Source organism: Stenotrophomonas sp. ESTM1D_MKCIP4_1 (genome assembly GCF_003086895.1).
Classification (GTDB): domain Bacteria; phylum Pseudomonadota; class Gammaproteobacteria; order Xanthomonadales; family Xanthomonadaceae; genus Stenotrophomonas.
The window spans coordinates 1,991,884-2,014,757 of record NZ_CP026004.1; the positions used below are offsets into that span (position 1 = coordinate 1,991,884).

General features: G+C 61.6%; 22 protein-coding genes and 1 pseudogene. 20 read left to right on the top strand and 3 right to left on the bottom strand.

What is annotated here, in order from left to right:
- Positions 1-7 precede the first annotated feature (7 nt).
- The 3 genes from greA to recJ all read left to right on the top strand — a co-directional run bounded on the left by greA (position 8) and on the right by recJ (position 3,246).
- Entirely contained in the window at positions 8-472 is a 465-nt protein-coding gene (gene greA / locus C1924_RS09245) for a transcription elongation factor GreA (protein WP_174208988.1), read from the top strand.
- A gap of 4 nt (positions 473-476) precedes the next feature.
- Positions 477-1,394 (top strand): phosphoglycerate mutase, encoded by a 918-nt coding sequence (locus C1924_RS09250; RefSeq protein ID WP_108765025.1) that lies wholly within the window; start codon positions 477-479, stop codon positions 1,392-1,394.
- 94 nt (positions 1,395-1,488) lie between these two features.
- Positions 1,489-3,246 carry a single-stranded-DNA-specific exonuclease RecJ gene (gene recJ, locus C1924_RS09255; protein WP_108767014.1) on the top strand — a complete coding sequence of 586 codons (1,758 nt, stop codon included), beginning with the start codon at positions 1,489-1,491 and terminating at the stop codon, positions 3,244-3,246.
- 53 nt (positions 3,247-3,299) lie between these two features.
- On the opposite strand, the gene C1924_RS09260 is transcribed toward recJ, so the two are convergent.
- The gene (locus C1924_RS09260; protein ID WP_108765026.1) at positions 3,300-4,355 is read right to left on the bottom strand and encodes a DUF1176 domain-containing protein; all 1,056 of its coding nucleotides are present in this window, start codon (positions 4,353-4,355) and stop codon (positions 3,300-3,302) included.
- A gap of 220 nt (positions 4,356-4,575) precedes the next feature.
- On the opposite strand from C1924_RS09260, the gene tssI reads away from it, so the two are divergent.
- The 15 genes from tssI to C1924_RS09330 all read left to right on the top strand — a co-directional run bounded on the left by tssI (position 4,576) and on the right by C1924_RS09330 (position 20,773).
- Positions 4,576-6,819: a type VI secretion system tip protein TssI/VgrG gene (tssI, locus tag C1924_RS09265; protein WP_108765027.1), complete on the top strand. Its 2,244-nt coding sequence runs from the start codon at positions 4,576-4,578 to the stop codon at positions 6,817-6,819.
- 19 nt (positions 6,820-6,838) lie between these two features.
- Complete coding sequence (locus tag C1924_RS09270; RefSeq protein WP_108765028.1) at positions 6,839-8,455, top strand: hypothetical protein; 1,617 nt, start codon at positions 6,839-6,841, stop codon at positions 8,453-8,455.
- The gene (locus C1924_RS20665; protein ID WP_301554019.1) at positions 8,452-8,580 is read left to right on the top strand and encodes a hypothetical protein; all 129 of its coding nucleotides are present in this window, start codon (positions 8,452-8,454) and stop codon (positions 8,578-8,580) included. The genes C1924_RS09270 and C1924_RS20665 overlap by 4 nt, the downstream gene beginning before the upstream one ends.
- A 19-nt stretch (positions 8,581-8,599) precedes the next feature.
- A complete protein-coding gene (locus C1924_RS09275; RefSeq protein WP_254051248.1) occupies positions 8,600-13,117 on the top strand; it encodes an RHS repeat-associated core domain-containing protein in 4,518 nt (1,505 codons plus the stop codon).
- 15 nt (positions 13,118-13,132) lie between these two features.
- The gene (locus tag C1924_RS09280) at positions 13,133-13,531 is read left to right on the top strand and encodes an Imm12 family immunity protein (protein ID WP_108765029.1); all 399 of its coding nucleotides are present in this window, start codon (positions 13,133-13,135) and stop codon (positions 13,529-13,531) included.
- A gap of 423 nt (positions 13,532-13,954) precedes the next feature.
- Positions 13,955-14,344, top strand: coding sequence for a hypothetical protein (locus tag C1924_RS09285; RefSeq protein WP_159094775.1), 390 nt, complete (start codon positions 13,955-13,957; stop codon positions 14,342-14,344).
- Between the two features lie 294 nt (positions 14,345-14,638).
- The gene (locus tag C1924_RS09290; protein WP_108765031.1) at positions 14,639-15,085 is read left to right on the top strand and encodes an SMI1/KNR4 family protein; all 447 of its coding nucleotides are present in this window, start codon (positions 14,639-14,641) and stop codon (positions 15,083-15,085) included.
- A gap of 451 nt (positions 15,086-15,536) precedes the next feature.
- Positions 15,537-15,968 carry an Imm26 family immunity protein gene (locus C1924_RS09295; RefSeq protein ID WP_108765032.1) on the top strand — a complete coding sequence of 144 codons (432 nt, stop codon included), beginning with the start codon at positions 15,537-15,539 and terminating at the stop codon, positions 15,966-15,968.
- Between the two features lie 214 nt (positions 15,969-16,182).
- Entirely contained in the window at positions 16,183-16,851 is a 669-nt protein-coding gene (locus C1924_RS09300) for a hypothetical protein (protein ID WP_216821585.1), read from the top strand.
- A gap of 32 nt (positions 16,852-16,883) precedes the next feature.
- Complete coding sequence (locus tag C1924_RS09305; RefSeq protein WP_159094776.1) at positions 16,884-17,303, top strand: Imm12 family immunity protein; 420 nt, start codon at positions 16,884-16,886, stop codon at positions 17,301-17,303.
- A complete protein-coding gene (locus C1924_RS09310) occupies positions 17,300-17,770 on the top strand; it encodes an SMI1/KNR4 family protein (RefSeq protein ID WP_108765035.1) in 471 nt (156 codons plus the stop codon). Before C1924_RS09305 ends, C1924_RS09310 begins: the two co-directional genes overlap by 4 nt.
- 177 nt (positions 17,771-17,947) lie before the next feature.
- Positions 17,948-18,790 carry a hypothetical protein gene (locus C1924_RS09315; RefSeq protein ID WP_108765036.1) on the top strand — a complete coding sequence of 281 codons (843 nt, stop codon included), beginning with the start codon at positions 17,948-17,950 and terminating at the stop codon, positions 18,788-18,790.
- Between the two features lie 85 nt (positions 18,791-18,875).
- Complete coding sequence (locus C1924_RS09320; protein ID WP_159094777.1) at positions 18,876-19,556, top strand: hypothetical protein; 681 nt, start codon at positions 18,876-18,878, stop codon at positions 19,554-19,556.
- A gap of 106 nt (positions 19,557-19,662) precedes the next feature.
- Positions 19,663-20,271: a pentapeptide repeat-containing protein gene (locus C1924_RS09325; protein WP_216821586.1), complete on the top strand. Its 609-nt coding sequence runs from the start codon at positions 19,663-19,665 to the stop codon at positions 20,269-20,271.
- A complete protein-coding gene (locus tag C1924_RS09330) occupies positions 20,264-20,773 on the top strand; it encodes a hypothetical protein (protein WP_108765038.1) in 510 nt (169 codons plus the stop codon). Before C1924_RS09325 ends, C1924_RS09330 begins: the two co-directional genes overlap by 8 nt.
- Positions 20,774-20,949: 176 nt before the next feature.
- Here the strand turns inward: C1924_RS09330 and C1924_RS09335 are convergent, their stop codons facing one another.
- Complete coding sequence (locus tag C1924_RS09335; RefSeq protein WP_159094778.1) at positions 20,950-21,291, bottom strand: hypothetical protein; 342 nt, start codon at positions 21,289-21,291, stop codon at positions 20,950-20,952.
- Positions 21,292-21,366: 75 nt separating this feature from the next.
- Complete coding sequence (locus C1924_RS09340; RefSeq protein ID WP_108765040.1) at positions 21,367-21,723, bottom strand: hypothetical protein; 357 nt, start codon at positions 21,721-21,723, stop codon at positions 21,367-21,369.
- Between the two features lie 461 nt (positions 21,724-22,184).
- Here C1924_RS09340 and C1924_RS09345 point away from each other — a divergent pair.
- Positions 22,185-22,373, top strand: a pseudogene (locus C1924_RS09345) (IS3 family transposase); the annotation flags it as partial.
- A gap of 56 nt (positions 22,374-22,429) precedes the next feature.
- Positions 22,430-22,855 (top strand): hypothetical protein, encoded by a 426-nt coding sequence (locus C1924_RS20305; protein ID WP_159094779.1) that lies wholly within the window; start codon positions 22,430-22,432, stop codon positions 22,853-22,855.
- The last annotated feature ends 19 nt before the right edge of the window (positions 22,856-22,874 follow it).

A 22,874-nucleotide genomic window follows, 5' to 3' on the forward strand; every position in this document is an offset into this window, starting at 1 on the left:
AGCCCCCATCACCCTGAAGGGTGCGCAGAAGCTGCGTGACGAACTGGATCACCTGAAGTCGGTCAAGCGGCCCAAGGTGATCGCTGCGATCGCCGAAGCGCGTGAGCACGGTGACCTGAAGGAAAACGCCGAGTACCACGCCGCGCGCGAAGAGCAGGGCTTCATCGAAGGCCGCATCAAGCAGCTGGAAGGCGAACTGTCGCACGCTGAAATCATCGACGTGAGCAAGCTCAATGCCGGCTCCAAGGTGGTGTTCGGCGCCAGCGTGACCCTGGCGGACGTGGAAACCGACGAAGAGAAGAAGTACCAGATCGTCGGAGACCTGGAAGCGGACATCAAGCTGGGCCTGATCGCCATTTCCTCGCCGGTGGCCCGCGCGATGATCGGCAAGCTGGAAGGTGATTCGATCGTGATCGACGCCCCGGCCGGCCAGCGCGAGTACGAGATCGTCAGCGTCAGCTACGTGGACTGACCGGGTGGCAACGGCGACCCTGTTGTTGCCGGCACGCAGCCGCTTTGCGGCGGCTGCATTGCCAGACGAGGTGGCGCGTGCCCTGGGCCGCGCCACTGCGGTACAGCTGGACGCGGGCGAACGCGCCCAGCTGCAGCGTCATTTCACGGTGGCGGCGTCGCACTGGCCGGTCGCCGCATTGACCCGCCAGCGTGACGTCGGCGATGCCGCAGGCGCGTGCTGGCTGCGGGCCGACCCGGCCTGCATGGTGCCGGATATGCACGGCGCACGGATGATGGGCCATGGCGAGACCCTGCGGCCGACGCTGGCCGACAGCCTGGCGCTGCTGCCGGTGCTGCAGCCGTTGTTCGCCGAAGCGGGTTTCGTGCTGGATGCGCCGGACCCCGCGCGCTGGTACCTGCGCCTGCCGATCGACATCGAGCTGCCGGTCTTCGACAGCCCCGACGAAGTGCTGGGCGATGATCTGTTCTCGCACCTGCCGGAAGGTGAGGGTGGCCGCCGCTGGCGGGCGCTGATGACCGAAGCGCAGGTGCTGCTGCACAACCATTCCTGGAACCAGCAGCGCGCCGCGCAGGGCCAGCAGCCGATCAATTCGCTGTGGTTCTGGGGCGGCGGCGTCATGCCGGTGTCGGTGACCACCCCGCACGTGCAGGTGCGCAGCCGCGATGCCCTGCTGCAGGGCCTGGCCTTGGCCGCGGGTGTTTCGGTGGATGGCGAACAGGCCGTCGACGCCCTGGTCGACCTGCGCCAGCTGCGCTCGCTGCAGCAGCTGGGCAACGATGCCATCCGTCCGCTGCTGGCTGCCCTGCAGCGCGGTGAACTGCAGCGCCTCGTGCTGGATTTCGAGGACGGCCTGCAGTTCCAGCTGGACAAGCGCCAGCGCTGGCAGTTCTGGAAGAAGCCACGCCAGCTGCATGATTGAGCGGGGTCGGATCCGTTTTCCCCGGGAAACGGCTCTGACCCCCGTCTCCGGCCCCGCGTTATCATGGTCACGTCTTCCGCAACCGGCGATGCCGATGTCCCTTGCCGCCGATGCTGCGCTGCCCGTGTCCGACGTTCCGATGATCCGCCGCCGCGAGCCGGTGCTGCCGGGCCCGTGGCCGGATGACACGCTGCCGCTGCTGGCCCGCCTGTATGCAAGCCGTGGCGCCACCACGCCGGATCTGGCGCTGCCTCGGCTGGGCAACCTGCATGCGCCGGAACTGCTGACCGGCATGGACGCGGCGGTTGCGCTGCTGGTGGAGGCCATCGCCAACGACAAGCGCATCCTGGTGGTGGGCGATTTCGATTGCGATGGCGCCACCGCCTGTGCGGTCGGCGTGCGGGGCCTGCGCATGCTCGGCGCGCGCCACGTGTTCCATGCCGTGCCCAACCGCATGGTGCACGGCTACGGCCTGTCGCCCTCGCTGGTGGAAGAACTGGTTGAACTGCAGCCCGATCTGCTGGTGACCGTCGACCACGGCATTGCCTGCCATGCCGGTGTCAACGCAGCCAAGGCGCGTGGCTGGCAGGTGCTGGTGACCGACCACCATCTGCCGGGGCCGCAACTGCCGCCGGCCGATGTCATCGTCGATCCCAACCTGGAAGGCGACGATTTCCCCAGCAAATCGCTGGCGGGTGTCGGCGTCATCTTCTACGTGCTGATGGCCCTGCGCCGGCAGATGCGCGAAGCCGGTGTGTTTGCCGATGGCAAAGGGCCGGACCTGACCACGCTGCTGGACCTGGTGGCGGTGGGCACCGTGGCCGATCTGGTGGCGCTGGATGCGAACAACCGCGCCCTGGTCAGCGCCGGCCTGCGCCGCCTTCGCGCAGGGCAGGGCTGCGTCGGGCTCAAGGCGCTGATCGAAGCCAGTGGCCGCGAGAGCGCACGATTGACGGCCACCGACATCGGTTTCGCGCTTGGCCCACGCTTGAACGCCGCCGGCCGTCTGGAAGACATGGCACTGGGCATTGCCCTGTTGCTGACCGAAGACCCGCGTCAGGCGCGCGACATCGCCCAGACCCTGGAACAGATCAACGCCGAGCGCCGTGCGGTACAGCAATCGATGACCGATGATGCCGAGCAGGCCCTGTCGCGCGTGGTGCTGCAGACCGATGGCCAGCGCCCGGTGGCCGCCTGCCTGTTCGATGCCGAGTGGCACCCCGGCGTGGTCGGTCTGGTGGCATCGAAGATGAAGGACCGCCTGCATCGCCCGGTGATCGCCTTCGCACCTGCCGAACCGGGTGCGGACACACTGCGCGGTTCCGCCCGTTCCATTCCCGGCCTGCATATCCGTGATGCCCTGGCGCTGGTCGATGCACGCCATCCCGGCCTGGTCGAACGCTTCGGTGGCCACGCCATGGCGGCCGGGCTCAGCATGCGCCTGGAGCACCTGCCAGCATTCGAGGCGGCCTTCGCCGCCATCGTGCAGGAGGTGCTGGATCCGGCTGCGTTGCAGCAGCAGGTTCTCAGCGACGGAGAGCTGGCCGCGCACGAACTCGACCATCGCCACGCCGATGCCCTGCGCCTGGCCGGTCCGTGGGGGCAGGGCTTCCCTGAGCCGTTGTTCGACGGCCATTTTGAAGTGGCCAACTGGCGTGTGCTGAAAGAGCGCCACCTCAAGCTCGAACTGCGTCTGCCCGGCGTGCCGGGCACCCTCAATGCGATCCATTTCAGTGGCTGGCACGGCAATGCGCCGGGCCGCCACGTGCATCTGGCGTACCGCCTGGCCTGCGATGACTATCGTGGTGGTTCGGCCATCCAGCTCATCATCGAGCACTGCCTGCCGGCCTGACCCTGGCGCCCGGCCCGTGCCGGTGCACAGGCCGCAGCGCTCCGCTCAAGCGCTCAGGGCTGGACCTTGCTGACCACGGTGGGCATCTCCCAGGCCCCGCCGGCGGCCACCAGACGGCACAGGCCGGAGGTCGCTTCGCCGGTTTTGACGAAGCGCTTGCCGTCCCAGGTCCAGTCCGACGTGTGCCAGCAGTCTCCCAGGCCGCGACCCTTGTGGGCGGCATTGATGACCGCGCCATCGTTGTCGCTGCCGGATGTGGTGACCAGCACCGGCTTGAACGGTGCCTTGTCGTTGGCCACCCAGAAGCCGTAGCCCTCGTTGTAGGCGGCGCGCCAGCACAGCGTAGAGACCAGCACCTTGTCGCTGGACAGGCGGGTGATGGTCAGCTCCTCCGGCCCGTCGATCATCGGGTCACCTTCGGGGCTGATCGCCGAACAATCATCGGCGGGCGTGACCGCGCGCAGCGCCGTGCGCAGGGCAGCGGCCTGGGTCTGTGCCAGCGCGGTGTCGGCCGCACGCGTGGCCGGCAGTTTCGCCGGCGTCACCACCGGTGCCGGCAGGGCTGGCAGCACCTTGTCCTCGCTGCCGGTGCCCTTGCGTACCAATGCGCCGGGTGTGCCAAGGCGGCCCTGGAACTCATCCATCTTCAGCAGTACCGCCGACGCGCCACTGTCGGACAGGGTCCAGCGCTGGCGGCCGCCGCCGGCCACCACTTCGATGCGGCTGGTGCGGGTGAGGGCGGCGAGCAGCGCATCGGTCTGGGCCGCAGTCAGCGCCCCAGTGCCATCCTGCAACGCCAGTCGGCCCAGGTCGGTGCCATTGATCTGCAGATGGGCCGTGGCCTGCGCCGCAAGCTTCGGCGCGTCCTCATCGTACTGGCCCAGCATCAGCTGGCCCTGCACGCGCTGGCCCGGGCCGGCCGCGCGGGTCAACAGCACCGACACCGCCGGGCCGTCCGCTTCATCGGATTGGTAACCCGCCGCACGGCAGGTCCGCGTGTTGTCGCAGGACAGGGTCCAGTCGTTGTGGGTGAACGGAAAAGGCGCGGTCGAGGCAGCAGCGGCAGGCAACGAAGCCGCCATCAGCACAGACAGGAACAACGGGCGCATGCACATCCTTATGGGGGAAATCCGGCCGCTATGGTGCCGCTCACGTGCAGCGCTGACCAGCCATGCGGCTACCCGATATGTGTGACGTGATGCACACTCCTGCGGAAAACCTTAATGAATTCATCTCGTTATCTGGCGCTATCACCGTCAAAAAGCTGGCGCGTGTCACGTCTGGATGGCACAGTCGGCCCACGACCAACATGGGACGACGGAACGCCCGATGTACGCCGAATCACTGCTCCCCGGCGCCGCGCTGCAGCGCCTGCACCAGGACCGACGCCTGATCCGCGTCGAAACCGCTTTGGACCCGGACACGTTTCTGGTCAAGCGTTTCGATGGCATCGCGTCGGTGTCCAATCCGTTCACCTACCGCATCGACCTGCTTTCCATCCAGCCGCGGCTGGAGTTGAAGCAACTGGTCGGGCAGCCGCTGCGCCTGCAGCTGGGGGATGAATTCGGCAACCGCAGCGTGCATGGCTACGTGCGCGAGTTCGCCAGCACTGGGCAGCAGGCACAGTTCAGTGCCTACCGTGCCGAACTGGCGCCGTGGTTCGCCTTCCTCGACTACACCTGCAACTGCCGCATCTTCCAGGATCGCACCGCGCTCCAGATCATCGAGGAAGTCTTCGAGGGCTATGCGCAGCTGGCGCGTTACCGCTACGACCTCAACCCCGGCAAGCTGGCACCGTTGCCGTACTGCGTGCAGTACAACGAATCGGATTTCGCCTTCGTCAGCCGCCTGCTGGAAGACGCAGGCCTGTACTACAGCTTCGTCCATGACGAAGAAGGCCACGAGATGGTGATCAGCGACGATTCGACGTTGAGCACCGCCCACGGCGAGCCGCAGCCGATCGCCTTCGTGTCCGACCAGGGCACGCTGGCCAGCACGGGCCTGCATCGCTGGGGCGCGCGGCGCCGGGTCGGCCCGAGCGTGCAGACGCTGCGCAGCTTCGATTTCAAGCAGCCGGGCGAACGGCTGGATGGCAACCAGGGCAACCAGGTGCCGCTGGGCCTGCTGCCCCCGTTGGAGCAGTACCGTTACGACGGCGCCGCGCGCTTCATGAACAGTCGCATCGGTACGGCGCTGGCCGCGGTGCGCAACGAGGAAGTGACCTGGCCGACCAAGCTGTTCGAGTGCGCGGGCAATGCCGGTGAAATGGAGGCGGGCAGCTGCTTCGACCTGGAACGGCATCCGGACTTCATCGGCCGCGATGACACCGACCGCAGCTTCTTCGTGGTCAGCGTGCAGCGCGAGGGCCACAACAACTTCGCCGCCGATTTCGGTAGCGCCGAAGCACCCAGCGTGGAAGTGCAGGCCGAAGTGCTGCGGCGGCGCATTCCGTACCGCCCGCTGCGCCTCACCCCGTGGCCGCGCATGCCGGGCCCGCAGACCGCCACCGTGGTCGGCCCGCCGGGCGAGGAACTGCATGCCGACCGCTATGGCCGGGTCAAGGTGCAGTTCCACTGGGACCGCCAGCTCGACCGGCGCGAGAACGCCTCGTGCTGGATCCGCAGCGCCAGCCCCTGGGCCGGTGCGGACATGGGGGGCGTGTCGCCGCCGCGCGTGGGCCAGGAAGTCATCGTTGATTTCCTCGATGGTGACCCGGACCGCCCGATCATCACCGGGCGCGTCTACAACGAAGACAACATGCCGCCGTTCGGCATGGAGGTCAGCGGCCTGAAGTCAAAGACCGTCAAGGGCGCAGGCTGGAATGAAATCACCATGCACGATGGTGCCGGTGGCGAGCTGCTGAACATGCGCGCCCAGCGTGACATGGTCACCACCGTGCTCAACGACCAGAACGCCGACATCCAGAACAACAAGTCGACCACGGTGGCGGTGAACCACACCATGGGTGTGGGCGCCAACCAGAACATCAGTGTCGGCGGCAACCGCGGCATCACCGTGACCGGTACCGACACGCTGGGTGTCACCGGTACCCGCACCACCAACGTCACCGGTGCGGTCACGGAAAAATACGAGACCGGCGAAACCAAGACGATCGTGGCCGCCGGCTACACCGAAACCATCACCGGGGATTTCAAGACCACCCTGACCGGCAACTACACCAGCCAGCGCACCGGCACCTGGGCGGAAACGGTCACGTCCACCTCCAGCCGCACCGTGGGCGGGCTGGTCACCGAAACGCTGCAGGCCGCCCGTGAGGTGACGATCACCGGGCAGGACAAGCGCAAGGTGCAGGGCAAGGTCGATGACAGCAACGTCGGTGCGCGCGTCATCGATGTCACCGGCAACTTCAGCCAGGATGCCACCGGCACCCACAGCCAGGGTTCGGACGGCGCGATGAGCCTGGAGTCCGCAGTCAAGCTCACCAGCAAGGTCGGCGGCTCGGTCATCGAGATCACCGACAGCGCGATCAAGATCACCGCCGGCGGCTCGGAGGTGGTGATCGACGCAGGCGGTGTATCGGTCAACGGCAGCGAGATCAAGCTCAACTGCTGAGCCGCCAGGGAGAAGCACGATGCAGGACACCCCCATGTTGCGCGGCTTGAACGCACTGCGCGATGCCTGGCTGGAGGCCAGCGCCGACCGCAGCCGGCGGCTGCTGGTCTGGCGCCTGCCAGCCGCCGCCAGCCGCTTGCTGGCCGCGTTCTTCGAGATGCAGCGCAACGATGCTGGCCGCGATACGCCGGATTACTTCCTGCGCATCGATACCGCCTACGAACTGGGCTTCCGCTACAGCCGGCAGGTCAAGCAGGATCTGCTGGACCGGTATCTGGCCAGCCAGGACGATCTGCGCGCGCAGCAGGTGCCGCTGGGCTGGCGTGGCCCGCACGAGGCGCACCCGGACAGCGCGCACGGCGTGGTGCAGGTGCTGGAGAGCTTCATCGACCACCATGGCGAGCACCTGCGGCTGCTGGCGGCGGTGCTCGAGCCGGAGCGCTGCGTGCCGGGCGAGGGTTTCGAACGTTGGGTTGACGCGGCGCTGGCCGCCGGCCCCGGCGCGCGCCTGCGCCTGGTGCTGGTGGATACCGAAGAAGATCCGCGCTGGCAGTCGCTGCTGGACCGTCACGGCGCGCTGGCGCGTGTGGTCAGCGCCCCGGTCGACATGTTCGGCATCGCCCGCGACACCGCAGCGCAGTCCGGCGGCCGTGGCCCGGAAGTGCTGTACCGGCAGCTGCTGGCAGACCTGATGCTGCTGCTTGAGCGCGGCAGCCCCTCGCAGGTCGTTGCCCGCGCCGGGCGCGCGCAGGGGCTGGCGCAGCGGCATGGCTGGCAGGACCAGCAGTCGGTGGTGCAGATGATGGTGGCCGGCGCGTGGCTGAAGCATGGCGACCACGGGCAGGCGATCAACAGCTACCGGCAGGCGCGCAGCGCGGCCGAGGGCGCGCGCATGAGCGGCAACCCCGCTGCACCGGAACTGGTGATGCAGAGCTGGTTCGGCGAGGCCGGCTGCTGGCTGGCCGCCAAGCAGCCCGAGCGCGCCGCACAGACCTACCTGCAGGCATCGACGTCGGCGGCGAGCATTCCGCACCCGATGTTCGCGCTGGAAGGCCAGCGCATGGCCGGCTGGTGCCAGTTGCAGGCCGGCCAGCGCGAGGCCGCGCGGACCCAGTTGCTGGAGGCCATCCGCATCGCCAAGCCACTGGCGCCGGCCGACCGCAAGGCCACCACGCTGCCGCAGGCGCTGTGGGACCTGCTGCAGCTGCAGGATGCGCGCCGCTGCGAATCGCTGCAGCAGGTGGCCAGCGACTACCTGCAGGCCAGTACCGGCCTGCTGGAAAAGGCCGACGCGCAGGGGCGTGCGCTCGGGCCGCAGCCGCCACGCCCGGCACTGGATGCGATCGACGCCGAGCTGGATTCAACGCTGGAGCGTGGTTTCCACCGTGCCCAGCAGGAGCGCGAGCGCCTGATCCAGGGCGGCGATGAGTTTTTCCGCAAGATCGTGGCTGTCGGTCGCGATTTCCTCGACCCAGGCTGGAATGGCCTGCCAGCCATCGAGCACCCGCTCGACCATGACATTCCGGTGTGGAGCGAGCCGCCGGCGATGCAGCCGCTGCCCGACCCGTCGGGCCTGCTGCAGCCGCCTGTGGCCGCACGCGCGGGAACGACCGTTACAGGAGTTGCTGTTGCATGAAGTCGAACAAGACCGTGGTGATGGTGGTGGCCATCGTGCTGGGCATCATCGTCGTGACCTGGATCAGCGCCGAGTACCGTGACGAAGTAAAGGCGTTCCTGCGCGCGTTGTTCCGCGCCTTGTAAAGCAACAGGGAGTGTTGCCGTGAGCATCGCCGCCAAGCATTTCGATCCGCAGCTGGGCATCGACATCCACATGTACGCGGTGCCGCCGTGCCCGCTGCCGACGCCGCATATCGGCCTGGTGCTGGATCCGTTCGACTACATCCCGTTCATCGGCTCGACCATCAAGGTCAACGGTGTACATCGCGGCACCGCCGGCACCGGCGGCCTGGACATCCACATTCCACTGGGCGTGTGGGGACCGCCGCTGGCTGCGCCGATGGGGCCGCAGTTCGACGGCGAAGAAATCTTCATGGGCAGCCGCACGGTGTCGGCCGATGGCGAGCCGTTCTCGCGGCTGGCCATGCCGGTGCTGGACTGCAACCTGGCCGGCATGATCAACCCGTTCCGGGTGAAGAAGCCGAAGAAGCCGCTGCGCGCCATGTCGCTGCCCACCGGCCTGAACGTGGCCATCCCCACCAGCGTCACCATCGGCGGGCCGCCCACGGTGTCCTGGACCGCGCTGGCGTTCCGCGCCGCGTTTGCCGGGCTGGGCAAGCTGCGCAAGAGTGCCTTCTTCCGCAAGAAGATGGATGCCTTCGCCAACTGGCGGCGTGGCAAATGGGGCCATCTGCCCTCGAGCTTCCTGAAGTGCAAGGTGCTGCGCGCCGAACCGGTGGATATCCGCGATGGCAGCGTGGTGGTCAGCCACCAGGACTTCGACATTCCGGGGCGGCTGTCCTTCGCCTGGCAGCGCAGCTATGGCTCGCGCCGGGCGGGTGAGCCGGGTCTGTGCGGTGCCGGCTGGCAGACGCCGGCCGATATCCGCCTGGAACTGCTGGACGACGGCAGCGTGTGGCTGTCCGGCCCGGACCAGGCCGCCTTCTTCCCCGAGCTGCCACCGGCCGACGGCGAGGCCGGGGCGATCCTCGATTTCGTCGATGGCGCACGCCTGCTGCGGCGGCGCGGGCAATGGCAGGTGCGCTTCAAGAGCGGCCTGAAGTATGTGTTCGGCGGCGATCTGCCCGCAGGCGTCAGCGCGCTGCCGAATCCGCAGTCGTGGCCGATCGAGCGCATCGAGGATGCCCACGGCAACCACTGGCGGTTCGAGCGCCGCGACGGCCATCTGGTGCGCATTGTCGAAAGTGGCGTCGGTGACCTGCAGGGGCGCTTCATCGAGGTGGAGGCGCGCCACGGCCGCATCGACCGGATGGCGCTGCATGACCCGGCCACCGGCCTGGTGCATCCGCTGGTGAGCTACCGCTACAGTGGCGAGGGTGATCTGTTGGCGGCTGTCGATGCGCTGGGTGCGCCGCGCACCTTCGCGTACGAACAGCATCGCCTGGTGCGGCACACCGACCGCGTGGGCCTGTCATTCCACTACGCGTTCGACCCGCAGGGCAGGGTAGTGCACTCGTGGGGCGATGGTGGCCTGTACGACTACCACTTTGAGTACGACGCGCTGCTGCGCGAGACCCGGGTGACCGACTCGCTCGGCCACCTGAGCGTGGTGAAGTTCGACGAGAACCAGCTGCCGCTGTGCGAGATCGATCCGCTCGATGGCGTGACGCTGTTCGAGTACGACGACTTTGGGCGCACCGTTGCGGTGACCGACCCGGAGGGGCTGCGCACCGCGTTTGCCTATGATGCGCAGGGCAATCTGGTCTGCCTGACCCGCGCCGATGGCACGTCGATCCAGATGGAATACGACCTGGACGACCATATGGTGTCGCTGCGGACGCCGGATGGCGCCGACTGGCAACAGGCGTATGACGGGCAGGGTCAGTTGATCAGCCAGACCGACCCGTTGGGTGCGACCACCCGTTTCGAGTACGACCCACAGGGCCAGTTGAAAGCGCAGACCAACGCGCGGCAGGCGGTTACGCAACTGCGCTACGACCGTCATGGCCTGGTGGCGGCTGTCATTGATGCGCTAGGCCATGAGAGTCGCTTCGATCACGATCCGCTGGGCAATCTGCTGCGCCAGGTGGATCCGCTGGGACAGACCAGCCGCTACGAGTACGACGCCAAGGGACGCCTGTTGGCCACCGCTGGCCCCGATGGGAACGGTGTGCGCTGCGAGTACGATGCCGAAGATCAGCTGGTCCGCTACACCGATGAAGTGGGCGCGCAGACGCGGCTGCAGTACGTGGGCATCGGACAGATCGGCAAGCGCCTGCAGGCCGATGGCCACAGCGTGGAGTACCGCTACGACACCGAAGAGCAGCTCATCGCGGTCATCAACCAGCGCGGCGAGACCTATCAGCTCGTACGCGATGCATTGGGCCGCATCGTCGAGGAAGTGGACTACTGGGGGCAATCACGGCGTTACAGCTACGATGCTGCCGGGCGGCTGACGGCGACCATGGATCCACTAGGCCAGCGCATCGCTTTTACCACCGACAAGCTTGGGCGCATCACCCGCAAGACGCTGCCGGATGTACGTCATCCCGGCCAGCAGGTGCAGGAGCACTTTGTCTACGACGTGCAGGGGCAGATTGTCGAGCTGCGCAATCCAGCGCGTACGGTGAAGCGCGTGTATGACCCGCTGGGCCAGCTGCTGGAGGAGCTGCAGGATGGCTTCCGCGTGGGCTATGGCTACGATGAAGTGGGAAATGAGGTCCTGCGGGAGACCTCGGCGGGTAACCGGGTGGCGTTTGGCTACGACCTGCGCGACCAGACGGTGTCGGTTGCGATCAACGACGAGTCGCCGATCTCCATTGAGCGCGACGCGTTGGGCCGCACGACGCGCGAGCAGCTGAGTCCGCATCTACAGCGCGACTTCACCTATGACAGCCGCAACCTGCTGACCTCGCAATCGGTACTGAAGGATGCCGCGCCGCTGTTCGAAACGCGTTATGACTATGACCGCAGTGGCAACCTGACCCGGCGCAGCGACAGCGCACAGGGCGTGGACGAGTACCGCTACGACGCGATCGGGCGCCTGCTGCAGCACATCGACCCCAAGGGGAAGGTGGAGCGCTACTTCAACGACCCGGCGGGCGACCGGCTGCGCACCGAGGTGAAGCAGGTGCAGGCGCGCAAGGTGGTGGGCGGCGACGATGACGACCTGACCACCTGGACGCGCGAAGGCTCCTGCCAGGGCATGCACTACGTGTTTGACCGGGCAGGCGACCTGGTGCGCAAGGGCGTGCCGCATGGGGATGCGCCGGATGACCTGACGCTGATCTGGGATGCCAACCATCGGTTGGCCGAGAGCCGCCGCAACGGCCAGTCAACGTACTACGGCTATGACCCGCTGGGGCGGCGGGTGTTCAAGCGCAATCCGACGCAGACGACGTGGTTCTTCTGGGATGGAGATGCGTTGCTGGGTGAGGTGCAGCAGGCCAACGATGCCGAAGAGGCGGCGCCGGTCTGGGTGGGTAATGTGGCGAGCCTGGTAGAGGTAAGGCGCCGGCAGCGGCGGTTGGAAAAGCTGCATGAGCGGGTGCGGGAGTATGTGTACTACCCAGGGACGTTTGAACCACTAGTACTGCTCGTGAAGCAGAAGCAGGGATGTGCTTACGAGACTCCGACTGTAGTGCGTAGTGCGCCCTGCGGCCAAGCAAGAGTTGAACCTGCCACGGCCCTCAGGAAGAGACCCGCGTTGATGGGCTCGACCGGTGGCAACGGGTTTGGAGCGTTGGGCCAGGTCGCTTTGGGTGAGCCGATAGCTGCCATTGCTACGGTGCCAGAGGAAGGCAGTGCTGAGTTCCGCTCCTACGCCATCGGAGATGGTTCGGCAGCCGATCCATCGAGAGAAGGGGCGCTTGATGGTCTGGATGGGCGAATTCAAGCGGCCGGAAAGGATATTCCGGCGACCATAGCACTGCTCTACCAACTCGACCCGAATGGGGCAGCAGCTCGAGTTCTGGATTCAAGCGGGGCTTTGCTGTGGCAGGCACAGTTCACGGGCCTCGGCGCTGCATATGTCTCTGAATGCTGCGGACTGGAACAACCTCTGCGCCTGCTCGGGCAGTACTACGACGAAGAAACTGGTCTTCACTACAATCGGCATCGGTACTACGATCCTTGGGCCGGAGGCTACATCTCGCAGGATCCAATTGGCCTGGATTCTGGCGTAGCAAATGTGTATGAGTTCGGGTCCAATACGCTGTGCTTTGTCGATCCCCTGGGGCTATGGAACAAACATCGAAAGAATGGCCAATTTGCACGAAAGCCCGGGCCTAAGCCTAAGCCTAAGCCGAGTGTTCATGGCAATTCGAAGACGTCAACTAAGCCCTCAGTGTTGTACGCGCAGTACGACGAATCCGGCGTTTTCCAGAAGTGGGGAATCACTCAAGAAGTGGCAAATCCGAGGGCTCGATACGGTAGTTCAATTCCGCGAGACTGGGACGTCATTGAGGTGGCCAGAGGGACTAGGCAGGACATGCTCAATCTTGAACGGGAGTTGACAAGCGCACTGCCGGGACCGAGGAATTTTGAAAGCTGGGCTGGTAGCAACCCAAGTGCAACGCTATCCTCGGCTGCGAAGAATGCATTGGCGGCGGCCGATGACCTGGCCAAGAGACTTGCGGCTGCCGCCGGCTGTCGCAGCTAGACCTATGGAGGACAGATGGATGTAACTTTGAGTGGAAGGATGGGCGGGCCAGAGACGGGGGTGAAGTATCTTCCTGAAGTCGTGCAGGCTCGCGCCAGGCTGAAATCAGCATTTGAAGTAGTGTCCATTGAAGGTCTGGAGACGATTGATGTCGAGTTGTGGATCAGTGGAAGCTTGACTGAATACTGCCCGGCAGGCCTCTCCTCTTCGGCTAGATTCTCAGCCAAGAAGAAAAGTGTTGTGCTTGCCATCTGCATTGCGAAGGATGACGCCGCTGCCGTTGATGATGATTCCACTGCATCTGCAATTGGCGACTGGCTGATTCGCGGTTTCGAGAGCGTAAAATTGCCTCGAAGTGCTGGCAAAATCGAATTTTCAGGTGCTGTTGATGCATTGAAATCTTGCTTCAAGTGATTGGTTTGAGAGATCCGGCGAGGACTGGTTGGGGTTTTGCTTCTGAGCGCATTGGCGCGATGATCGCAGGATCATTGTGTGCGAGGTTTTTTCTGTTCGTGTTTGCTCCTCCATATCTCGCGGAGGAGGAGGAGAGAGCTTGGCTTGCTTCTGCCTGCTTCTTACAGATCCTGGCTGCGGGAGTGTGGGAACCCTTTCTTCCGTTCAGATTAGGTGCTCCTCATTGAAGAGCCCGAAAATTGAGATGCGGCAGATGATGTTCCGGTCCAGAATGCTCGCTTGGTCGAGGAGAATTGCTCGGGTCTGGGAGGTTGTGCATTCAGGCATCGCAAGGCGTCGGGGGTTCGCTACGAAAATGCGCGACGAGCGGGCAGGACCTCGCGCTCACCGTCGAAAGCTTCGAATGCAAGCGCTGAGGGAGACATGAAATTTGGATTGTCCACGGACACAAGTGGCGAAACGCGCGTCTATGAAGTTGCGAATGAGCTTGTTTCGGTGTTCCCAGCTCTAGAATCAAATTTGCACTTGATCAGTCTCGAGGTGTTCTTCGTCTTCAGATGCCTTCCAGATAAGCTGGGCAGGAAGTCATCACGTCGTTTTTCGAAGGCTGAATCTGTTCTCTTTCTTGATATGTGCTTTTCAGAGGATTTGCTGAAAGACATGGATGTTGAGCAGCAAAGGTCTGTCGTTGCGAAATATTTCTTCAATTACGTTGAGGACTCGCTGGGAAAGTATAAATTTGAAGGTCTTGATGTCGCATCCTTCATGTTTGCACTTAAGAGGGAGGCGGCATCAATTGGTTGGATTGACTGAAGGTGAAGTCGTCTCTTTCCGTAGCCGTTGAGCTTGCGGCTGTAGCCTGAGTTCCCCTCGGATAGCTGCAATCGTCTGGCCTCTCAGTAGTTGTTGAGGGATGGCCCAGCCTTGTGCGCATCGCCTTTATTTGCGACAAGCTTGCGCGCGTCACATGTATTACGCCCCCGGCTGTTCGCCATTCTTGCCATCAGCTGCAGAAGTATTTCGTCTATGATGTGCAGGGATAGGTTGTCGAGTTGCGGAGCCCCACATGCGCGGCCTAATGCGATTATGGTTCACTGAGGTGTGTTTATGTTTGATGATCTTGAGGCGCTGGTGGCGCAGCGGCCACGGGTCAAGGTGTTTTCCGGTCGTCAAGTCGATCCTGGTCTTATTCAGGATGCAGAGGATGAGTTGGGAATCCCGCTGCCAGAATCGTATAAGGAATGGCTCCTCAATTTCGGAAATCTTAGGGTGGGCGCATATCCTGTGCTGACGCTTGCGCCGAGGGATGTGCGTGACATATCTGACAGTGATTTGATTTACAACTTCAGATTGGACGCTCGAGATGGTGGGTTGCCTGTCGGATACATCTCGCTCCACCTCCCGGATACAGATGAGTCTTTCTATTTTGATGCGAGCAACGGCCTGATCAATGGCGAGTACCCGGTTGTCAGGCGCGATTGGTTTGATGGCAGATACGAGCCGTTTGCCGAAAATTTTCGGCATTTCCTGGGGAAAATTATCCGGCTGGCTTGAGTTTGCCAGGTACGTCGCGCATTTCTACTTGGCCCAAGGCCGACAAGAGCTTGAATGCAAAGGATTCGGTCCACGTGTTTGAAGCGCGCTGTGACAGGTCGTGGTGGCTGTCTGAGCCAGCGCAGCGCCTGCGCCCGGGGTGCGGGCGAGTGCTCCTATGGCGAGTCCGAAGGGCTGTTGCGGCACATCGACCCGAGAGTGGACTTCGCGGGCACGGAATTTCATGCACTGGACAACCAGTTGGATCAGTAGGTTAGAACGGCGAAGCGAAGTGCATTGGATCCACCGAGGACTCGCACTACTTCAAGCGAATCAACGAACAGCAGGCAAGCGGCAGTTGGAATGGCGCAGTGGAGGGCGTCCCGCTGGATTCCGATGCCAACTATGCTGAAGCGTGCAGCTGGGGTTGACTCTCCATGGACACGCGTGGCGAAAACGTGAGAGAGATTGGATGCCAAAGAAGATCAAGGCTGAGGTTGGTGACGTCTTTGCGATTCCGCTGCCCAAAGGCGGGTATGGAGTGGGTCGGATGATTCACGTTTCAGAGCGATGGAGGCTGGCGCAGTTCATCGACGCGCAGTTGGACGTCCCGGAGATGATTGATGCGATCTTTGATTCTGGCGACGTGATGCCTGTACACAATATAGTGACACGCCGTATCGAAGATGGTGGTTGGCCGATTCTGCGCAAGGGGGTGATGGAATCACTACCGGATCTGAAGTCGCTGGTGTTCTATCGGGGGCTCGGCGGAAAGCGCGCCTACGTTGACCTCAACGGAGAGGTTGTGCCAGCGTGCCCCGGAAGAAGCTGCGCATCGTCCATGCCGCAGTTTGCGGAGTACATCGCCGAAGTTCTTGAGGAGGCACTGGCGGGTCGGGCCTAGGCCAGTTCGCATTACACGACGAAGTCGTCAGGGATGTCGGGCCACCGCTTGAACCGCTTGGCATAAGCTGCCAGAGGTTGTTGCGGGTCTTGATCTTCCCGGGTCTGCTGGTTGCTAAGGACTTGATGATACTGGCCGGTCCATGCTGAGATGTGGTCATGGTGCTTCCGCCCTGGGTCTAGTTATGCAGCACATTGGCGCGCAGCAGTTCAGCATGAAGTTCGACACTGGCGGCAGTGCTTTCGAGGCGCTTCGAATAGCGAACAGCTCTTTTGACAACTGTGGAATGTCGCTTTCAAAGCGGCCTTCCAGGATGAGCGCCGTCCGCGATGTTCATGTCTCGAACTGCAAGGTGATCAACTGTGAGATTGGTCCAACGGTGCTTGAGGATGTTCAGATCGACGGGTTGGATGTGAATCCAATCCTCCTCCTTTGGTCCTGTTTCTTCAGAAGGGTCTCCCTTGCGGGAAAGATTGGAAAGATCAAAATCAATCTTGAACCTTTTGCGTTCTGCACTGATGCGGGCGTTCTCGCTGCATTCGCAGAGCAGCGTTCGGCATTCTATGAGGCTACGAACTGGGCGCTGGATATCAGTCGGGCAAGATTTGTCGATTTCGCATGCAAGGGTGTACCTCTCGACCTGATCAGGAGAGATCCGCAGACTCAGGTCATCATCCGGAAGCGGGACTTCGGCGGACTCGACATGTTGGGATCACAATTCGCGGACGCTTTCCCTGAGACGCATACGAGGCTGAGCATCTTCAGTGACTCGGATGCCGAGGCGGTCCTGCTAGTGGTGCCTTTGGCCGCTGCCAGGAATCGCCGGGAAGACTGGGCAGGCGGGATCGCGGAGTTGAGGCGCTTGGGCATTGCCTCAGAATGAGCAGTTGTCGCAGCCAGGCATCTGGAGGACGCATGGAAGTGCCCCTGGGTGGCAGGATGGGTGGTCCGGAGATGGTCGTGAAGTTCCTTGCTGGAATTGTCCAGGCTCGCATTAGGCTGAAATCTGCCCTAGAAGAAGTATTCGTTGACGGCTTGGATGTGATCGATGTCGAGCTGTGGATCAGTGGTAGTGTGACCGACTATTGTGCGGCAGGCGTCTCATCGTCGACGAAGTTCTCTGCCAGAAAGAGAAGTGTGCGTATCACCATCTGCATTGCAATTGAAGAGGCCTCGCGCATCGATGATGGCTCCATCGCATCTGCAATTGAGGGTTGGCTGGTTCGTGGCTTTGAAAGTGCGGCGCTGCCTCGAAGCGCTGGCAGCATCGGTTTATCGGGCGCTGTTGATGCCTTGAATTCGCGCTTCACGGGATTGGCCCGGGAGGTCCGGTGAGCTCTGATTGGAACTCCGCTTTCGAGCGCCTTGGCGCGATGATCGCTGGATCATCACGCGTGAGGGTTTTTCCTGGCCGTGCTGCTCCTCCCGATCTAGTGGAGGATGCGGAGAGGGAGCTTGGCTTGCCTTTGCCCGCTTCATACAAATTCTGGCTGGCTGAGTATGGGAACTTGTTCATCGGCCCAGACCCGGTATTTGGCCTTGCAGAGATCGAACATCGAGACATGGCAGATGATGATCTGATCTACAACGCTCGCTTGGTCGATGGGAGTGGATTCCCTCCATCGGGCATGATCCCTGTTTTTGTTCCGGATTCCGATGAAGCCTTCTACTTCGATACGCGCGGTGGCCTGAAGGATGGGGAGTATCCAGTTCTAAGGTTCGACTACAACACCGGCGAATTCGAGCCCTTCTCAGAATCCTTTTTCGGGTTCCTCATGGAGGTTGTTCGTCAGGTTGGGTGACAGCGCGCTGCATTCGCCGCTTGTGCAGTTGAGGTAGGCGCATGCGGCATCTTCTTCGACTACGAAGACGGTCTATCCACCAGTATCGCGATGCAGAGATCTGAGGAATTGGGGCTCTGCGGATGTACAGTGATCTCGTCCGCAGCGAGAAGTTCCAGGTCATTGAAGGCGAAGAACATGAAGCACAGCGTTGTTCTGATGGATGCCAGACACCAAGCAGCATTCCCGACGCCTGGCGCTGAGCTGGTGTTCTTCAATGTCCCCTTCAATCGCGGCAAGCTTGCCAAAATTCAGCAGGCTCATCTCTGGTCCCCGCCCGGTGAAAGGCTTGAGGCGTTGCCAGAGATACTCAGGGAGATGCGAGGCCTCAAGTCCCTCAGCATAGGGCCCGGATCCATTGCGCCATCTATCATGAATGGGCTTGAGGACGGACTCCTGCCTGAGGGAATCGAGGCGCTGAGCATCCACCTTGGAACGGGAACGTTGGTGTGGCCGAGTGTTGTGCTGCCCAATCTAAGGACGTTGTACGTTGACGTGCCTGTGCGCTTCGATGCGTCGAGCTTCCCAGTGTTGAGGAATCTTTCGATCTATCCCGACAAGTCACTGAAGAATCTGAGGCAGGTTCTAGGTTCACCTCTTGAGGAGCTGAACCTTCTGAACGTGCCCGTAGGTGAAGAGATCTTCGATATCCTTGCCTCATCAGCTGGTGGCCTTAAGCGTCTAGGGCTTCTAGGAGGTACGAAGCTGAAGAGCCTTGATGGACTCGAGAAGCTTGCCCATTTGGAGGCAGTGCGGCTGAAGAATCTGAGTTCGCTGGCAGATGTTCGCGCATTGTCCGGCCTCGGAGATCTCAAGGTGCTCGATATCCAGTACTGCAAAAAGATAGCAAATATCGAGACCACCAATGATCTTGCCACGCTTCGTGAGTTGAAGATCGTGGGATGTGGGAAGTTGGGTCTGGATAAAATTGACGCGAAAGTCATTTCGCTTCAAAAGAGGACGGTTGGAGCTACGATGTGACCCTTGGGGGGCGCATCGGGGGGCGGCCCTGTAGTTGCAGAGAGTGAGATGTAGCCAGAGGCCTGTTTGCTAGCTGGGAGGGGGCGTGATAAAGGTCAGTCAAATAAATTCAGCTAATGAGATTGCGAAGCTTTCACCCATCGATGTCGCGGGTTTTTCTGTGGGACGCTCTTCTTCTGTGAATTCATTGGAAGTAGAGCAATGCAGAAGTCTCTGCAGCGGGCTTGACTGCGCGTATGCCGTCTATCCGGTTGGTGGTTTTGATGACATCGGATTTTGCAGGGAGTTGCTTGAAGAATTGAAGCCCCGGTATCTGGAGTTCACCGTTGTTGATCCAGAGAAGATCGAGCGGAGCGCGGCGCAGCTGCGCGCTCTGTCCGCGCTGGGCGTTGGCAAGATTGCCAACGGGCTTTTCCTGCTGAGGGATGACCTCTCTCTACTCAAAAGAGTTTCGCATATGGACGCGCTTGTACAGGCGGGCGTTGAACTCTTCCAGATCGAGGTGGAGTCGCTGGTTGATCCTGATGCCAGAATCGCCCGCAAACTCCATGCACTCATTGCGCAATTTCTCTCTCGATACCCGGCATTGATTGCAGATTCATTTGCGTTGGGCGTTGGTCTGCCTGACGTCAATCAGGTTGGCTACAATTTGAATCTGATGAATAAAATTGCTCGCCCATACGATCTATCGCAGCAGCACTACCCGTTGTCGTCGGCGATAAGGATCGTCAAAGGCTTGCGGGCAGCGCCTGTACGGAGGGCTTGACATGCCTTGTGCAGAAGCGAGCTTTGTGAAAGCGACATTCAGGTCCATCGTTCAGTCGTGTTCGCTGATATGGGATGCTGGTCATGGCCCCCCGAGGATATGATCAATGAAGGCCAGAGAGGCGCGTGCAAGATGGCAAGCAGAGCAGTTGCGGCTGATAGAAGGTCGTCTTCGCGATGGGGCCAAGGCGATGAGGATGTCGGCAATGCCTGGATCTCCATTCGGACATTGTGATGAAGGAGTTGAGGACTACCGGGGGATCACGCTCGCCACGCCTGTTCGGTATCTGGATATTGAAAGAGTTGATCTCTCTGACGCCATTTTCAAGGATGGCGCCAGCGTTAACGAGTCTGAGGCAACGGAGTGCAGGTTTGATCGCATAGACATGCGCAATGTTTTCGTGAGAAGAAGATTTGTTTCATGCAGCTTTGTTGGGGCCAGACTGAATGGCGCGCGGCTGGGTGGTGAGTTCATTGGCTGTGACTTCTCGAGCGCCAATCTCTCCAGGTCATTTGCTACGGACTGCCGATTCGTTGACTGCAGCTTTGTTGGGGCGAACTTGTCAAAACTCCATTTCATCAGTTGTGTATTTGAGCGATGTGACTTCACTGGCGCCAGGATGCTGTCCGGATCTGTAGCGAAGAGCAAATTCCTTGACTGTAATATCCATGATGTGTTCTTGGCGTGCGTTACAGAGGGGGTTGTTATTGCTTGATCTGATCTGGGAGGTGATGCCCTCGGCTCACTACGAAGAGGCGCGCCGCGCGGCCAGCGCATCTCTTTTTCCGTCGACGAGATTGATTGCAGACATTGAGGGCGATATGAAGTTTGGATTGTCCACCGCCACAGGTGGCGAAACTCGCGTCTATGAAATCTCAAATGAGCTTGTTCCGGTGCTTTCAATGCTGCACTCGGATTTTCACTCGGTCGACATCGAGGTTTTCTTTGTATTTCGCTGGCTTCCAGATCAACTTGGCAGGAAGTCGTCCCGTCGATTTTCAAAAGCTGAGGCTGTCCTCTACCTTGATATGTGCTTCTCAGAGGATTTGCTGAAAGACATGGATGTTGAGGGGCAAAGGGCCGTCGTGGCGTCCTGTTTTTTCAAGTTCACTGAGGATTCATTGAGAAAGTACAGATTTGATGGCCTTGATATCTCATCATTCATGCTGGCACTCAAGACGGAAGCGGCATCAATTGGCTGTCTTGATTCAAGATGAGAAGGGTTCTCTGCAATAGGCGTTGTGCAGGTGCCTGCAGTGTGAATTCAACTGCGACCGCAGGGGTCTGCTGGCCTTGCGGTCGGTGAATGCGGAGCCCAGCCCCGTAGAGTCGAGCTTGCTCGACTGCTCTCCCATGGCCCCCTGCGCACACCAGCAGAGTCGAGCCAGCTCGACTACTTCTCCACCGAAGGCCCCGAATGCACCACCCATATCCGGAAATGCTCACGCAACCGTAGAACATCCGATGCCAGCGGCTCTGCCCCCGCCGGCACTCGAATCACCAGCCCACCCGGCGCATTCTCGGCCACCAGCACAGTCCGTCCGCGCTGACGAATCTGGAACCACGCCTGTGGCGTCTCACCCGATTCCAGCGCATACCCCTCATATGCCTTGGCACTGACGAACGCCTGCGCATGGCTCTGCAGAATCTCGAACTCCCTGGGGTGCAGAATCCGCATCGTCTCAACCTGCGCAGACGCAGGCTGGGCTTCAACCGACGGCAGGGGCAGCAGCATCACCAACCCCAGCAACGCAGTCGAGCTTGCTCGACTGCACCACTCACTTGTTCGCCAGCTCATACGATCACCTCGTCAGGCAGCCGGCCGCACGCGTTCCTGGATGAAAACGGTCAACGCGAGGCAAGCCATCGCCAGACCTTCCATCACCCGATCACCCACATACTGATCCGGATCGCCATTCTGACGGGCGCGTTCCGCAGCCAGCAGAATCTCCTGCACCACACGCTGGCCCGCCAACGCGCAATCGGCATCCGCCAAGGCAATCCTCCGTCCCGGCACCAACTGGCGCTCAGGCCAGGGCCGGCCATCGGACGCACCACCGGCACCAATGCTGTGCAGGATGGCAATGAGACTGTTGGGATCGAGGGCGGGATCGGAAGCGGCCGCTTCACGGATGGACGTGCGGGCAGCGGAGTAGGGCTTGCTCATGGTGTGGCTCCTAACGTGCAGGCAGAAGCCGCCACCGATAAAGGTGGCGGACGATGCGTGGTTCGAAACCCGGCATGCAATCAACCCGGCGGGCACAAGGCCCCCACGCACCGCCCGCCATAGTCGGCCGACGGTTGCCAGCCGACACCACTCAGGGAGTGATGCCGACTGACAAGCGCTTTTTACGATTGCATAACCGGAGTTTCGACGCCCCGACCACTAATTTTCAGTGGCCTGGCTAGGATTACGCCCGGTTACGCAACGTGCCAAGGGGTAGGGGCAAATCCGCCAACTCCCATGACGCTTTCGGCATTGTCGCATAGCTCGGAATCGAGCCGAAAGCCTTGCCGGACTTGGCCCGGCCGGCCCCGGAAGGCAGACAAAATCCCCAAGCAGCGCATACTGGGAGGCGTGCTGAAATTAGGGCGAATACGACAGATTGAAGGGTTCTTCCCGTAGGAACGTGTAAGCACATGCGTGAGCATCTGAAGCAATTCAGGTTGACTGCAATGTGTCGAGTCCTTGGCGTTAGCCGTAGCGGATACTGCGCATGGGCGGGCAATCCACACAGATCGCGTCGTCGTGAAGATGATCGTATCCGCAGTTTGATCAACCACGCCTGGCTGGCGAGCGGGACGGTTTACGGCTACTCCAGTGGGTGAAGTAAGCAGAGATCAGATCGATCATGGACCTTGCCGGAAAATGCATGCAGAAATTGCTTTATCCAACGTCGTCCGTCTTCTCATATGACCCTCGATGGGCAGAGGTCCGCTTGGGGGCTGTCCCTGCGCTCTACTACATGGGCACCAGTTCAAGGTTCTTTGTCGATCAGAATCCAGGAGGAGATCGCGCCCTGGCCGCTGTTGCAGATGTAGTGGTCGACCAGCCGGGTGGCGCACTGAAATTGACGTTCGCCGTCAAGGATAATCCTGTCGATTATCATTTATCTGCAGTAAGTGCCTTCGATCATCTTATTTTCGGACTTGTGTCTGCGCTGTTGCAGAACTCTGGCCTGACAGCAGGCGCTGCCGATGACAAGATCGATGTGGCCTGCGAGAACGGTGTCATAAGAACGTGCTACATCACCCGCGTGTTTGAAGGGTGCTCCCAGGTCGCTACGCTTTGTTCGTAAAGACGAAGGGCTTCATGTC

Coding starts and splice junctions, on each gene's coding strand:
- recJ (WP_108767014.1), top strand. CDS start 1,489: ATGTCCCTTGCCGCCGATGCTGCGCTGCCCGTGTCCGACGTTCCGATG.
- C1924_RS09260 (WP_108765026.1), bottom strand. CDS start 4,355: ATGCGCCCGTTGTTCCTGTCTGTGCTGATGGCGGCTTCGTTGCCTGCC.
- tssI (WP_108765027.1), top strand. CDS start 4,576: ATGTACGCCGAATCACTGCTCCCCGGCGCCGCGCTGCAGCGCCTGCAC.
- C1924_RS09270 (WP_108765028.1), top strand. CDS start 6,839: ATGCAGGACACCCCCATGTTGCGCGGCTTGAACGCACTGCGCGATGCC.
- C1924_RS20665 (WP_301554019.1), top strand. CDS start 8,452: ATGAAGTCGAACAAGACCGTGGTGATGGTGGTGGCCATCGTGCTGGGC.
- C1924_RS09280 (WP_108765029.1), top strand. CDS start 13,133: ATGGATGTAACTTTGAGTGGAAGGATGGGCGGGCCAGAGACGGGGGTG.
- C1924_RS09285 (WP_159094775.1), top strand. CDS start 13,955: ATGAAATTTGGATTGTCCACGGACACAAGTGGCGAAACGCGCGTCTAT.
- C1924_RS09290 (WP_108765031.1), top strand. CDS start 14,639: ATGTTTGATGATCTTGAGGCGCTGGTGGCGCAGCGGCCACGGGTCAAG.
- C1924_RS09295 (WP_108765032.1), top strand. CDS start 15,537: ATGCCAAAGAAGATCAAGGCTGAGGTTGGTGACGTCTTTGCGATTCCG.
- C1924_RS09300 (WP_216821585.1), top strand. CDS start 16,183: ATGAAGTTCGACACTGGCGGCAGTGCTTTCGAGGCGCTTCGAATAGCG.
- C1924_RS09305 (WP_159094776.1), top strand. CDS start 16,884: ATGGAAGTGCCCCTGGGTGGCAGGATGGGTGGTCCGGAGATGGTCGTG.
- C1924_RS09315 (WP_108765036.1), top strand. CDS start 17,948: ATGAAGCACAGCGTTGTTCTGATGGATGCCAGACACCAAGCAGCATTC.
- C1924_RS09325 (WP_216821586.1), top strand. CDS start 19,663: ATGAAGGCCAGAGAGGCGCGTGCAAGATGGCAAGCAGAGCAGTTGCGG.
- C1924_RS09335 (WP_159094778.1), bottom strand. CDS start 21,291: ATGCTGCTGCCCCTGCCGTCGGTTGAAGCCCAGCCTGCGTCTGCGCAG.
- C1924_RS09340 (WP_108765040.1), bottom strand. CDS start 21,723: ATGAGCAAGCCCTACTCCGCTGCCCGCACGTCCATCCGTGAAGCGGCC.
- C1924_RS20305 (WP_159094779.1), top strand. CDS start 22,430: ATGCAGAAATTGCTTTATCCAACGTCGTCCGTCTTCTCATATGACCCT.